Here is a 13,676-nt window from a genome sequence, read left to right as displayed (position 1 = left end):
AGTGAGAAAATGATTGAGATGCAGGATGTATGGAAGACCTATGCTAACGGGACCCATGCATTGCAGGGAATATCGGTCAAAATCGACCGCAATGAGTTCGTCTACATTGTCGGACCGTCCGGCGCAGGGAAATCAACGTTCATGAAATTAATTTATAGAGAAGAAACGCCCACCAAAGGACAGATCTCCGTAGGCGGGTTCAATATCGGCAAGCTGAAGCCCCGTAAGATCCCTTATGTGCGCCGCAATATCGGTGTGGTCTTTCAGGATTTCCGGCTGCTGCCGAAGATGACGGCGTATGAGAATGTGGCTTTTGCGATGGATGTTATTGAGGCGCCGAAGAAGATTATCAAGAAGCGTGTGAATGAAGTGCTCGATCTGGTGGGACTACGCAGCAAGGCGGGGCGTGAGCCCTCACAGCTCTCAGGGGGGGAGCAGCAGCGTATCGCGATTGCCAGAGCCATCGTCAACAATCCTTCCGTTATTATTGCGGACGAGCCTACCGGCAATCTGGACCCGGAGACCTCGTGGGGCATTATGCAGCTGCTGGATGAGATTAATTTTCGCGGTACCACGATCGTTATGGCGACCCACAACCGGGATATTGTGAACAAAATGCGCAAACGGGTGCTAGCGATTGAGAATGGAACGATCGTCAGAGACCAATTGAGAGGGGAATACGGTTATGAGTTTTAAAACCTTCTTGCGGCATTTGCGGGAAGGCTTCAAAAACGTATTCCGCAACGGCTGGATGTCGGTGGCGTCCATCACTTCCATCGTTGTCTCTCTCTTCGTACTCGGAGTGTTCATCCTGCTGGTGCTCAACGTCAATCAAATTGCGGACAAAGCAGACAGCCAGGTGCAGATCAATGTGCATCTGACGCTGAATACGGACCAGAAGATGCGGGAGAAGCTGGAAAACGAAATCGGCAATATGCCGGAAGTCAGCAAGGTGGAGTTCGTCTCCAAAGAACAGGGCTTGAAGGAATTTCGTGAAGATATGGGGCCGGATGCCGCCGAGCTCCTGGAAGGCTTCGATGAAGACAATAATCCGCTGCCGGACAAGCTGCTCGTTGAAGTGATTGAGCCGACCACGGTTCCGTTTGTAGCGGAGAAGATAGAAGCACTGAACAAGACGCATGAAGAGCAGCCGATCTACAAGGTGAACTACGGTAAAGGCTCTGTGGAGACTTTATTCAAGGTGACCAAGGCGGTGCGGAATATCGGGTTTATTTTTGTAGCAGGACTGGCGCTGATGTCGATGTTCCTGATCTCGAATACTATCCGGGTAACGATCCTCGCCCGCCGCAAGGAAATCGGCATTATGAAGCTCGTGGGAGCAACGAATTATTTCATCCGCTGGCCCTTCTTTATCGAAGGTGCTCTGATCGGATTGATTGGTTCAGTGGTAACCTCGGGCGCGCTCTACGCCGGTTACAGCAGTCTGGTGGCTTCCGTGAAGGGAGATCCGATGCTGGGACTGCAGCTGATTCCATTCGAGGATATCTGGTTGCTGCTATGCGGGCTGCTGGTGGGCCTCGGGGTGCTGATTGGCGTATGGGGCAGCACGGTGTCGATCCGCAAGTTCTTGAAGGTATAGCCTGTATTATTCACATTATTGAACAAAGGACGGAGAGTGCAAGTTGAAAAGAATTGCTGCCGGAATGGCCGTAATATTGCTGGCTGTCACAATGTTCGGGCCCTCTGACGGGTATGCGAAGAAAACAAGCGTTGCCGAAATCGATAAGCAGCTGAAGCAGCTGCAGCAGGAGGTCCAGGCGGCCAAGGCGGCGCAGGAGAAGGCGGACTCCCGTAATCAGGAGGCTAAGCACTATAAGAATAAGACCACGCTGAATCTGGACTATGTGCTGGGGCAGATTGCCCAGGTGAAGGGTGAGATGACCACGATATCCGGCAAAATTGCCAGTACGGAGAAGTCGCTTACCGTGACAGCAACGGAGCTGGATGATGCTGAGGCGCGCGTGGCCTCCCGCGAAAAACTGCTGGAATCCCGTGTCCGTCTTATGTACACGGATGGCGCAGTCTCCTATCTGGATGTACTGCTGTCCTCGACCAGCTTCTCTGACTTCCTGGACCGGGCCGATTCCCTGAAGATGATCGTGGATCAGGATCAGGATCTGCTGGTGCAGCATAAGCTGGACAAGCAGACGGTGATTGCCAAGAAGCAGGAGCTGGAAGGGCAATATGCAACAGCGAAGCAGCTGTATACCGATCTGGAAGCCCAGCGCAGTATGCTGAAGGAGAAGGAAGCGGAGAAGCAGGAGCTCATCGCTTATTATGATGAGGAGATTGAGAATTCGGAGGTCATCTCTGCTGAGCAGGATGCCAAGCTGGTAGAGCTGGCCAGCAGCCGCTCTGCGCTGGAAGCGCAGAAGGACAAGATTAAGGCGGAGGAAGCAGCGCGCAGAGCGGCAGCCGCGAAGGCTGAGGCGCAGCGCCGGGCGGCAGTAGCCGCAGCCAAGGCGGCGGAGAAGGCGAAGGCCTCCAAGTCTTCCGGCGGCGACAGCTCCTCCGTTGCGAGCGCAGAAGATTATTCGGGCGGAGACGGTCCTTACCTGCGGCCGGTGGGCTACGCGCGGATCTCTTCTCCTTTTGGCTACCGGACCCATCCGGTGACGCATGAAGTCGGCAAGCTGCATACCGGTATAGACTTTGCCGTGCCGCAGGGTACGAGTATCCATGCGGCGGATTCCGGTACGGTTGTGTTAGCGGAGTGGTATAGCGGTTATGGTTATTGTGTCATTATTGATCATGGCGGCGGGGTATGGACGCTGTACGGACACATCCGCGAGGGCGGCATCAAGGTGAGCCAGGGACAACGGGTGGAGCGCGGACAGACGATCGCCGAATCCGGCTCAACCGGACGTTCCACCGGCCCGCATCTGCATTTTGAAGTGCGGATCAACGGGAAACCGGTGAATCCTATGCCTTATCTGTAAGTGGACTAAGCGGATAAATTATAAGTTTGGCTGAACTGATAAATATATTTTCATGCTGCGGCATATACTGGAAGAGATGCCGTTTCTCATGGAACGGGCCCATGCTGGTGTTAAGATGGACAAGAAGGGACGGTGGGAACATCATGTTAAAGAAAAGCACTGCGGCCTTTATGATTGTCGCGGCACTGCTGTGCGGCAGTCTGCTGACCCTTGGCGTGACCGGTTATGTACAGGTATTCGGACAAGCCGCAGGTGAAGGGCTGGCAACGGTCCTGCAGACTGCCGGACTACAGGAGAAGGAATCGAAGAAGCTGGGTACCGCTCTTAGCCTGATCGAGAGCAATTATTATGAGAAGGTCGACCGGGAGAAGCTGATTGACGGTGCGGTCAACGGAATGATGGAAGCGCTGGGCGACCCGTATTCGAACTACATGGGCAAGGAGACGGCACAGCGGTTCGAGGAGAGCATCGAAGGCTCCTTCTCGGGGATTGGCGCTGAAGTCTCCTCCGACAACGGTAAGGTCGTTGTAGTCTCCCCTATCAAGGGCTCACCGGCAGAGAAGGCTGGTATTCAAGCCAAGGATGTGATCCTCTCCGTTAATGGTGAATCGCTGGAAGGGCTGGAGCTGAATGCGGCTGTAGCCAAAATCCGCGGTCCCAAGGGCAGCAAGGCGACCCTGAAGGTCCAGCGGACCGGAACAGCAGAGCCGCTGCAATTCGTCATCACCCGTGATGATGTCAGACTGGAGACGGTCTATGCGAAGATGGAGAAGGAGCATGTCGGTGTGATCGAGGTTACGCAGTTCTCACAGAACACCTCGGAGCGGTTCAAGGAAGAGCTGACGAAGCTGGAGAAGCAGGGCATGAAGGGACTCGTTATTGATGTCCGCAATGACCCGGGCGGTGTGCTTCCGGTCGTCATTGAGATGGTTGAGCAGTTCGTTCCTTCCGGCAAAGCCATCGTACAGGTGGAGGATAAGAACAAGCGGCGCGAGATCAGTACCTCGAAGGGATCAAGCAAAAAGTATCCGGTAGTCGTGCTGATGAACAAGGGCAGCGCGAGCGCTTCGGAGATCATGGCCGGAGCCCTGCAGCAATCTGCCGGAGCCAAGCTGATCGGGGAGAATTCGTTCGGCAAAGGCACCGTGCAGACCAGCTTCGAGGAGCAGCTCGGTGACGGAAGCTTGCTAAAGATTACGATTGCCAAGTGGCTGACGCCAGACGGCACCTGGATTCACGGCAAGGGCATTAAGCCGGATATCGCCGTAGCCCAGCCGGATTACTTCTCGGTGGCGCCGATTAACAAGAGCGTTACGCTGCAATATAATATGAACAATGCAGATGTCAAAAGTGCGCAGACCATGCTGGATGGGCTAGGCTACAAACCGGGCCGCAAGGACGGCTATTTCGATGCCGGGACCAAAGAAGCGGTCAAGAAATTCCAGAGCGCAGCCAAGCTGAAATCGACAGGCTCGATTGATGCCAAGACCGCGGAAGCGCTGGAGCTGGCGCTGATTAAGGTCATCCAAGATCCGGTGAATGACAATCAGCGGAATAAGGGGATCGAAGAAATTCAGAAGGAAATCAAGGCTGCGGCGTCGAACAAGTAAGAGGGCTGATTTCAGCCTTCTTTTTTTCTTTGAATGGGATATTATCATTTAATTCTGTTTTTAATTGTGGCCCGAATGTATGTGAAAAACAGCATATATTGTGCTGGCGCGCAGATAATCCCTATTTGCTATAGGCTATGAAAAGGAGTGTGCGAACCGTTGAATGTACTCCCGGAGCTGCTGACCAGCTGGGGCACAGCAGTCCTTCATCTGCTGATTCAGCCCTATTACTATATCGCTATTCTATTTATTGCCCTATATTACCGCAGACAGGTGGCCCTGGAGCGGAAGCTTATTCATGTGAAGCTGCATAGCTGGGGACCAGAAACCTGGCGGACCGTGTGGACTGGCGGACTCATGGGACTGGTGGTCTCCCTTGCCGCTGTTGCACTGGGAGTATCAGTGACTTATATGGCTGTTGCCTGTATCTGGGTAGTCAGCCTTATCTTAATGCTGTTTCGGGTGCGTTATTTATGCTTTGCGTATGCCATAGGCGCGCTTGGAATCGTGCAGTTTGTGCTGTCGTTCTTCCCTGGGACGCTGCAGAGCGGAGCCGCCGGAACGGTTGCCGGTGCCGTGCGGGAGATGGACATCCCGGCGCTGCTGGCGCTCGCCGCGCTGCTCCACGTGGCCGAGGCGTTGCTGGCGCGCTGGCAGGGGCCCCGGCTGGCGACGCCGTTGTTCCTTGCCGGCAAGCGCGGCAAGGTGGTGGGAGGCTACCAGCTGCAGGCCTTCTGGCCGCTGCCGCTGTTCGTGCTGATTCCCGCAGGCACGGGAATCGGTGAGCTGCCGTGGCATCCGCTGCTGGGCGGGGGCCTCGGCCTGGTCTCGCTGCCGGTCATCATCGGCTTCAGCGAGATGACCCAGGGCATGCTGCCCGGACGCAAGGCGGCCCGGACGTTCGGACGGCTGCTGATTTACAGCGCCGTCCTGCTCGGCCTCAGCCTGCTTGCGGACCTATGGAGCCCGCTGACGGTTGTCGCGGCGCTCGCGGCCATTCTGATGCACGAAGGGTTAAGCTGGTACAGCGCTCTGGAGGAGCGCAGCCTTAGCCCCATCTTCGTGCATCCCCCGGCCGGCCGCAAGGTGCTGGCCGTGCTGCAGGGCAGCCCCGCGCAGGAGCTGGGCATCCTGCCCGGCGAGATCTTGCTGAAGGTCAACGGGGTCCTGTTGACCAGCGCGGCGCAGCTGCATGAAGCGCTGCGCATGAACCCCGCGTTCTGCAAGCTGGAGGTGCAGAACCGCGAAGGCGAGAGCAAGTATCTGCAGCGCGCGATCTATGCCGGGGACCATCATCAGCTCGGCATCATTCTGGTGCCGGACCCGGACGGGGGCATCACCGCAGAGACCAAGCCGTCCAGTATCTTCAGCATCATCGGGATGCGGACAGGCATCCGGCAGCGGGGAGTGCAGGGCGACCGGCTGGGCCGGGCGAAGAAGACGCCGCCTGCGGAGGTCAAACAGACGCCGCCGGCAGAGGCCAAGCAGGAATCTGCCGGCGTCTGACGGATGATTATCAACGTAATTGGTTCCCCCAGCGGCTGCTGGCGCGGAAGGTTAAAGAGGCCCGTTCTTTCTGAACTAAGTTCAGGGGAATGGGCCTTTTATATTTGATAAGGAAGTGATGTGAGGCACCTGGAATGTATGCGACAAACCGAATACAATGCGCAACCATGGGGGCTTGTGGACCTCATATATGCGAAAAACCGAACGCAATCGGTGCTGCTGCGAAGAGGGGGGCCTATGCTCCGCAACCCGCAACATTGTAGAGAAATCCTGCAAGAAGTGCAGGAATAATGACCAATAGAAGCGGCCGAGGCTGAAATCTTGCATGAAATGCAGGCGTGTTGATTACCCATATTATGGGATGACAAAAACACCTAAATGTTCTTTACGCCTGAGCTGATTAAGCTGAACCTGCCACTCCAGCGGAAGATTAAATATACGCCAGTACTGCATAAATTCCCAAAGAGTCAGCTTAGCAAAGACCGGTACCTTCGGATGAACTTCATCAAAAATGTATTTTAGAAGCACATACGCGGTAAGGGCCACAAACAATTGGCTATATACTGCATTTTCGGTGGTTCCAAATAGACAAGGGACATTCAGATGCTGTTTCACCCAGCGGAAAAAGACTTCAATCTCCCAGCGTGCTTTGTAAATTTCAGCAATCACATGAGCGGACTCTTTTCTCAAATCGGTCACAACCCTTACGACTTCACCCCGGTCATTTTCAAATTCAACGACGCGGTGGCGCTGGGCGGATTGGTGTTTCCCTTGACCGATATAACAGGTGATATCGCGTACAATTTTGCTATCTCCCTCCGCCGGTCGCTGAAGCTTTCGCGGCATCACCAAATGGAGATTGTCTTTCAAACGAATCACAAAGGACTGACCTTGCTGCACATATTGATCCAATCGACCGATTTTTCCATACGCTCGATCCTGGACTAGAAGGTAGTCCTTATCGGCCAAGACTTCTCCAAATGGAGCGTCATTGCGCCGGGCAATCGATTCGACCACCTTCACGGGTGAATGCTGTCCATGCGAGAAGGCCACATGCAGCTTGATACCTCCTCTGAATTTTTTATATGGAGCCCAAGACATACGGGAGTTTGCCGCCGTAACCGTCGTAGAGTCAATAAGCAGAAGATCTTTAGGCAGATTCAGGTGCCGCCGGGTTTGCCGGTTACATTTCTGGACGAGCATTTGAAACAAACGCTTGAAGATATCGTAAGGCACTTCACCAGCTTTGCCCGAAAGAGTGGAGTAATGAACCTTGGGCAAATCGTAGTTCGAGCCCACCCGAGCACTTTGACGAAAGCCATCCCATTTGTGGTAGCAGGCTTGGATAAAGTAGTCGAACAACACACCGACAGTCATTTTGATTCCTGTATCCTCGTAGTTCTTGGTTTGCCCAGTCACCATTTCGACTTCTTCCGGAGTTAATACTTGTTTGAACACGGCCAGGAATGGGGTATTATTATTCATGAGGTCGCCTCATTTCGGTTTGGTTTGGTCGTACTTACCATTACCCGAAATGGCGGCCTTTCTTGTCCCTTTTTTTGGCAAATCAACACGCTTACATGAAATGCAACAAATCCAACGCTAAGTCGCACTAAGCACCAGAATTCCTGCAAATGATGTAACAATGTACCCGTAGTCCGTAACATTTTTAGAAGAATCCTGCAAAATGTGCAACAATGCGATTCATACAAGCGATCCGTGAGAGGGAACTTTTAGAATTGGCGAGAGATAGCATTTCTGTGGCTCAATGGTTCCCCTGCGTACTCTTCAGATACAGAATCGCAATCTGTGTCCGGTCGCGTACGCCGAGCTTGCTGAGGATGTCGGTAATATAGTTTTTGACGGTGCCTTCGCTCAGGAACAGCTTGGCGGCGATTTCTTTGTTGGTGAGTCCCTCTGCAATGGAGGTGATGACTGCCTGCTCGGACTTGGTCAGGCCATAGGAAGCAAGCGGCTGAGCCTCGGGAGCTTCCTGACGCGCGGATGGCTGGAGGAAGCCCGCCAGCTTGCGGGCAATCTCGGGATGAATGAGCATATTGCCCTCATGTACGGTCTTGATGCCTTGAATGATCCGGTCCGGCGGGATGTTCTTGAGCAGATATCCGCTCGCCCCGGCGCGCAGAGCCTCAATAATATACTCGTCATCATCGAAGGTGGTCAGCATCAGGACGGCTACGGCCGGATAGGCTTCTTTGATCAGCCGTGTGCCTTCCACCCCGTCACATCCCTGCATCCGGATATCCATGAGTACAACATCCGCTCCGCCGGGCAGCTCCCCCAGCAAGGAGAAGGCCTCCCGGCCATTCCCTGCGGTTCCGGCCACCTCGATACCGGCATCCAGCCCGATCAATACCTTCAGGCTCTCGCGGATAAAAGAATCATCGTCAACAATCAATACTCTAATCATGAATCAGCACCTCTTATCTGTGAATATACTCCCGCTGCCCGTCCCCGGCTAAGTTGATGAGTGTGTGGTGTATGATCTCCCGGTTGGCTCCATCTCTTAGTTGGATTTTGAGCACTTGCTGATCAACGAGTGGCCTCTCTGGGGACAACAGTTGGACAAACAACACTTAATTGTTCCCAATCTGCCCCGCAGCAGTAAAATCATCGACAGTAGATGCTGTTTTTCCAACTAATACCCTGGAAACATCAGAAACAGTTAAATTAAGATACGTTTTTCCACTTGCTTCTGCCAGAGAGGGAGCAGTTCCCCCCAGATCCACAAGTTGTTAGCATATAACACCTGTATCTCGATCCGCCTTCCCATCAGTTCCCCGTCAGTTATATGTACGCTATGGCTATAGCCAGCTTCCCACAGCCTCACTCTCACCCTTGCCCCACACTCTCACCCCTGCCCCCACTCACCCCTGCCGCACCTATTCAGCGCAGCACTCCCTCCGGCTGCCGATACACGGGCAGCCGGGTGATGACCGTGAACTGCGGCTGCAGCCGCAGCTCCAGCGTTCCGCCAATCAGGGCGCTGCGTTCGTGCATGCCCTTCAGGCCCATTCCGCCAGTATGGTGCAGCTTGTACAGAGCCTCCTCCTCGGGCAGCTTCCCGTTATTGCCGGTCTCCATCCGCACCTCATGCTCCGTATAGGTGACCTCCACCCATACGGAGCTGGCCTGCCCGTGCCGCAGCGCATTGGTGATGGCCTCCCGGGCATTGGTGTACAGCACAACCTGAAGGCTCGGATAGAGCGGATAAGGAATCCCTTGCACCGTATAGGAGGTGGAAACACCTGTATCGCGGCCCACTTCTTCCAGCAGCCGGTCCAGCGCATAGGCTCCTTCAAGCTGCGGAGCAGGGTTAATCCGCTTCAGCGCCGCACGCATATCGTCCATACTGCCCGAGAGCTGATCCCGGATCTGGTTCATCATCTGGAGTCCCGTTTCCGGTGCGGCAGGGAGGGTGTGGATGGCCGCTTCGGTCATCATCTTGACCCGGATCAGCCGGTGGCCGATGTCATCATGCAGCTGGCGGGCGATCCGCACACGTTCTTCTGCCTGCGCAGCCACCTCTATTTGCGAGGTGAACTGGAGGAGCCTTGCGCGGGCCTCTTCCAGCTCGAAATGCTTTTTGCGCAGCTCATCATAGAGGAATAAGGTATCGGCACGCCCGCGTCCTGTGCGGAGCAGCAGCAGATTCAAGCCGGCACACAGCAGGAAGGTAAGGTTCGTGAACACAAGCACTGCCGGAGCACCATGAAGCAGGGCGGCATTCAGCAGGGCCAGATGAATACAGAAGAAGGGAAGGGCCGTATTCTTGGGCTGCCGCCGGGTATAGGAGATCACCGCAGACAAGGCCGGAAAAACCATCAGAGGCCCGTATTCGTAACAAAGCCAGGCGGTGAGGATCAGCTCCATGCCTCCGGTCAGTGTGGAGAGAGGCCCGGATTGCCTTGCACCCAGTGTGACCAGCAGCATCAGCAGCATGAAATGCAAAGTGAACCAGTCATAGTCCGCGAATTCATAGACTTGAATCGAGAGGATCGCCGGGATTATAAGCAGGCTGTAGCGCAGCAGAATAAGTTCTCTGGTCAAGTAAGCTCATCCTTTTAGATAAAATATCCCTAATCGGTCAACATTCTTCTCAGGTATAACCATCTTAGCATAAGAGTGCTGCCCTTCAGGAGATGACTTTCGTCACCTCTGGATCATGACCTTTAGTACCTTCGGCTGTGTCCGCCCTACTGTACAATAAGAATACGAGAATGAAGGAACAGGGGGCATCGGCAATGGCACTAGCAGTACTGAGCGATGTTGTGAAGAGATATGACGGTAAGCTAATTGTGGATCACGTGAATTTCAATATACAGGAGGGTGAAATCTTCGGCCTGCTGGGCCCGAACGGTGCCGGGAAAAGCACGACCATCAGCATGATCTGCGGGCTGCTTCAAGCCGACAGCGGCGATATTATTATCGACGGGCTGTCTGTACGGGAGCGGCCGCTTGAGGTGAAGAAGCGCATCGGGCTTGTGCCCCAGGAGCTGGCATTATACGAGAATATGACGGCAAGCGATAATGTAAGCTTTTTCGGCAGACTCTATGGGCTGCGCGGACAACTGCTGAAGGAGCGGACCCAAGAAGCGCTGGAGTTCACCGGCCTAAGCGACCGGGCGAGGGATAAACCGTCAACCTTCTCGGGAGGGATGAAAAGACGGCTGAATATCGCCTGTGCCATCATGCACCGGCCGCGCCTGATTATTATGGATGAACCCACGGTCGGCATTGATCCGCAGTCACGCAATCATATTCTGGAATCCGTGAAGGCTTTGAATAAGATGGGGTCGTCGGTGATCTACACCAGCCATTATATGGAGGAGGTCGCTGCGATCTGTGACCGGGTGGCCATTATGGACCAGGGGCATATTATTGCCTGCGGTACGGAGAACGAGCTGCGCGAACGGGTGGCCCACGAGGAGAAAATTGTTGTGAAGGCAGCGGGCATCACCCCTGCCTTAGTGAACGAGCTGGGGCAGCATCCCCGGATCAACCGGGTAGAAGCGGTGCAGGATGCGATAGAGCTGTATCTTCCCTCCTCGCAAAGTGCGCTCCAGGATATTCTGTTTATTTTCTCCAAGCACGAAGGGGTCATTGCCTCCCTGAATATTGAAGAGCCGGATCTGGAGACCTTGTTCCTTAGTCTGACCGGCCGCACCTTGCGGGATTAGAGAGGGGGAGAAACGTGAATACCTGGATTATTATGAAATTTGAGCTGCGCAGACAGCTCCGTTCACGCACGTTGCTGCTCAATATGTTTCTGCTGCCGCTGGTGCTGATCTTCCTCTTGGGCGCTTCGCTCTCCGGGGTGGTCGGGGTACAGGGGGCAGATGAAATCAAGCCTGTACGTGTAGCTATTGTGAATAGCGGAGGCGGAGGGGCAGAGGCATCTGCGATCCTTACGGCTTTTCTGGAGTCGGCTGAGGTGAAGGGGCTCATTATTCCTGTCAAGACAGAGAGCCGTGAAGCTGCGGAGAGCGGGCTGCGTACCAGTAAATATGCCTATGGGGTGATTGTTCCCCCGGGCTTCGACCAGGAGGTGCAGAGCGGTAAGAAAGCGAGCCTGGAGTTCATTCTGGGCAGGAGCCATGACGATAACCGGGTCGCCGGAACAGCCTTCGACAATCTGCTGATGGAGCTGAATTATAAGCAGGCGGCAGCCGTAACCCTTGGACCACAGGCTCTTACAGCGACTGCGGCACCTGCCGGGAAGCCGGGGGTGGTGCTGGGGGATCTGAACAATGGCGGGAAGACCTATTCGGCGGCCCAGTTCTATGCAGCGTCCATGCTGCTGATGTTCCTGATGTATAGCGGACTTACTGTGACAGCCTCACTTTTTAACGATAAAGAGAACCATACGCTGTTCAGAATCCATTCCATGCCGGTAAAAGACAGTCATCTATTCATCGGCAAAATGCTCGGCGTAGGCCTGGTCAGCATCCTGCAGTGCCTTACGATTATTCTGCTGTCTGACTGGCTGTTCGGCGTCTACTGGGGGAACCGCCCGGGACTGCTGCTGCTGTTCTGTCTGCTGATGATTGCCGCCTCGATGACGCTGGGCGTACTGATCTGCCTCTTCAGCCGGACCTCGGCGACGGCTACGAACATCATTAGTGTCCTGACTATAGTGATGACCTTCGTCAGCGGCGGAATGGCGCCGCTTCCCGATTCCTGGGTGAACAGTGCAGGTGCATTCACGCTTAACCATTGGGTGCAGCAGGCAGTCATCCGGATGATGCTGCATTCCGGTCTGGAACAGCTTTTGCCGAATCTGTGGGTGATGTGCTTCATCAGCGCGGCCTTGTTCGCGGCAGTGATTGTCTCATACCGGAAGGTGGGTTACCGTGGATAAAATATTAATCATTGCCTGGAATATGATCAGACGAAGCATTGGCACCTTCAGGGGACTTATGGTATTCATTCTGCTTCCCGGTATAGTGGTGGCAGCGATTATCTCCCTTACCGGAGGGATGGCGGAGGGACCGGCAACCGTTCTATATGCCAACTCGGATACGGGAGCAGCCGGCAGACATTTGATTGCGGAGCTGGAGCAGGCCGGAGAATATAAGTTCGAGCCGCGCAGGGATGAGGCCGCTTTGAAGGAAGCGACAATTAAGCAGGAGGGAACGGTGGGGGTGTTCATTCCTGCCGGGTACACTGCCGCCTTGCTGGCGGGGGACCCGCTGCAGATCAGCATCTATGAGCTTCGGGCAAGCGAAAGCTCAATCATGATGAAGATGAAGATCACCGCCACTGCCGCTCAAATTGCCGAAGCAGCACATACCGTTGCTGCCGCCAGCGGAGGAACAGGCGATATGCAGGCGCAGCTCGCTGCTGTACTGAAGCAGTCGGAGCAGCACAACGTGGGCAGCACCCGTACCGATTATGATCTCTATCCGCGGCAGACCCTGGGCGTAGTTACAGGGATGACGCTTATGTTCCTGATGGCGCTGGTGACCAGCTCCGTCTCCCAGATCACGGATGACCGCAGAGGGCGTACCATGATGCGCATGTTCAGCGCTCCAGTCCGTTCCTATGAAATTGCGCTTGGCAACTTCCTGGGCAGCTTTCTTGTAGGAATGATTCAGATCCTTGTCGTGCTGGTGCTGGGCAAATGGGTGCTCCGCTACGATTATGAGATGCCGCTCTTTCTCTACTTCCTGGTTCTGGCGGCCTTCATGCTGGTCTCCATGGGGATTGCCAGCACCGTTGCTGGGCTGATCCGCAATCCGCGCAATGCCGGGATGCTGAATTCGCTGATTCTTACCCCTACCTGCATGCTGGGAGGCTGCTTCTGGCCCGTCTCCATCATGCCGGAATATATGCAGAAGCTGGCCAACTTTACACCGCAGAAATGGGCGATACAAGCGGTAGACATTGCCGCGACCGGTGGCGGCTGGAACGAGCTGTGGATGCCGTTTGCGATCCTGGGCCTGATGGCTGCCGTTCTGCTGGCGATTGGCTCTGCCATTCTTCGTCCGAATGAAGCCGGAATCAGTACCTGAGGTCGAAGCGTATCTTTGCTGCCCTCCATGTCTAAATCGGACATATTCAAATTATATAATTATGTGAT

General features: G+C 54.7%; 11 protein-coding genes. 8 read left to right on the top strand and 3 right to left on the bottom strand.

Annotated elements, in window-relative coordinates:
* Positions 1-9: 9 nt before the first annotated feature.
* From ftsE to NST26_RS29900, 5 genes are all read left to right on the top strand, one after another.
* The gene (gene ftsE, locus NST26_RS29920; RefSeq protein ID WP_036721184.1) at positions 10-696 is read left to right on the top strand and encodes a cell division ATP-binding protein FtsE; all 687 of its coding nucleotides are present in this window, start codon (positions 10-12) and stop codon (positions 694-696) included.
* The gene (gene ftsX / locus NST26_RS29915; protein ID WP_036721183.1) at positions 686-1,600 is read left to right on the top strand and encodes a permease-like cell division protein FtsX; all 915 of its coding nucleotides are present in this window, start codon (positions 686-688) and stop codon (positions 1,598-1,600) included. Before ftsE ends, ftsX begins: the two co-directional genes overlap by 11 nt.
* Before the next feature lie 43 nt (positions 1,601-1,643).
* A complete protein-coding gene (locus NST26_RS29910; RefSeq protein ID WP_340957752.1) occupies positions 1,644-2,960 on the top strand; it encodes a murein hydrolase activator EnvC family protein in 1,317 nt (438 codons plus the stop codon).
* A gap of 143 nt (positions 2,961-3,103) precedes the next feature.
* Positions 3,104-4,570, top strand: a complete 1,467-nt coding sequence (locus NST26_RS29905; RefSeq protein WP_036721180.1) for a S41 family peptidase — start codon at positions 3,104-3,106, stop codon at positions 4,568-4,570.
* A 159-nt stretch (positions 4,571-4,729) separates the two neighbouring features.
* A complete protein-coding gene (locus NST26_RS29900) occupies positions 4,730-6,076 on the top strand; it encodes a PDZ domain-containing protein (RefSeq protein ID WP_340957755.1) in 1,347 nt (448 codons plus the stop codon).
* A 354-nt stretch (positions 6,077-6,430) separates the two neighbouring features.
* Here the strand turns inward: NST26_RS29900 and NST26_RS29895 are convergent, their stop codons facing one another.
* The 3 genes from NST26_RS29895 to NST26_RS29885 all read right to left on the bottom strand — a co-directional run bounded on the left by NST26_RS29895 (position 6,431) and on the right by NST26_RS29885 (position 10,144).
* Entirely contained in the window at positions 6,431-7,561 is a 1,131-nt protein-coding gene (locus NST26_RS29895; RefSeq protein WP_340953257.1) for an IS4 family transposase, read from the bottom strand.
* 280 nt (positions 7,562-7,841) lie between these two features.
* Positions 7,842-8,504: a response regulator transcription factor gene (locus tag NST26_RS29890; RefSeq protein WP_036721177.1), complete on the bottom strand. Its 663-nt coding sequence runs from the start codon at positions 8,502-8,504 to the stop codon at positions 7,842-7,844.
* A gap of 476 nt (positions 8,505-8,980) precedes the next feature.
* Positions 8,981-10,144, bottom strand: a complete 1,164-nt coding sequence (locus NST26_RS29885) for a sensor histidine kinase (protein WP_340957758.1) — start codon at positions 10,142-10,144, stop codon at positions 8,981-8,983.
* A gap of 194 nt (positions 10,145-10,338) precedes the next feature.
* On the opposite strand from NST26_RS29885, the gene NST26_RS29880 reads away from it, so the two are divergent.
* From NST26_RS29880 to NST26_RS29870, 3 genes are read left to right on the top strand one after another with little or no spacing between them, the layout of a single operon-like run.
* Positions 10,339-11,274, top strand: a complete 936-nt coding sequence (locus tag NST26_RS29880) for an ABC transporter ATP-binding protein (RefSeq protein ID WP_076080085.1) — start codon at positions 10,339-10,341, stop codon at positions 11,272-11,274.
* A 14-nt stretch (positions 11,275-11,288) separates the two neighbouring features.
* Positions 11,289-12,455, top strand: a complete 1,167-nt coding sequence (locus NST26_RS29875) for an ABC transporter permease (RefSeq protein WP_340980503.1) — start codon at positions 11,289-11,291, stop codon at positions 12,453-12,455.
* Positions 12,448-13,608: an ABC transporter permease gene (locus NST26_RS29870; RefSeq protein WP_340957763.1), complete on the top strand. Its 1,161-nt coding sequence runs from the start codon at positions 12,448-12,450 to the stop codon at positions 13,606-13,608. The genes NST26_RS29875 and NST26_RS29870 overlap by 8 nt, the downstream gene beginning before the upstream one ends.
* The last annotated feature ends 68 nt before the right edge of the window (positions 13,609-13,676 follow it).

Source organism: Paenibacillus sp. FSL R7-0128 (assembly GCF_038002245.1).
Taxonomy (GTDB): domain Bacteria; phylum Bacillota; class Bacilli; order Paenibacillales; family Paenibacillaceae; genus Paenibacillus_AQ; species Paenibacillus_AQ silagei.
Note: the sequence above shows the minus strand (reverse complement) of the source record. Positions and strands in the feature narration are given on the sequence as shown.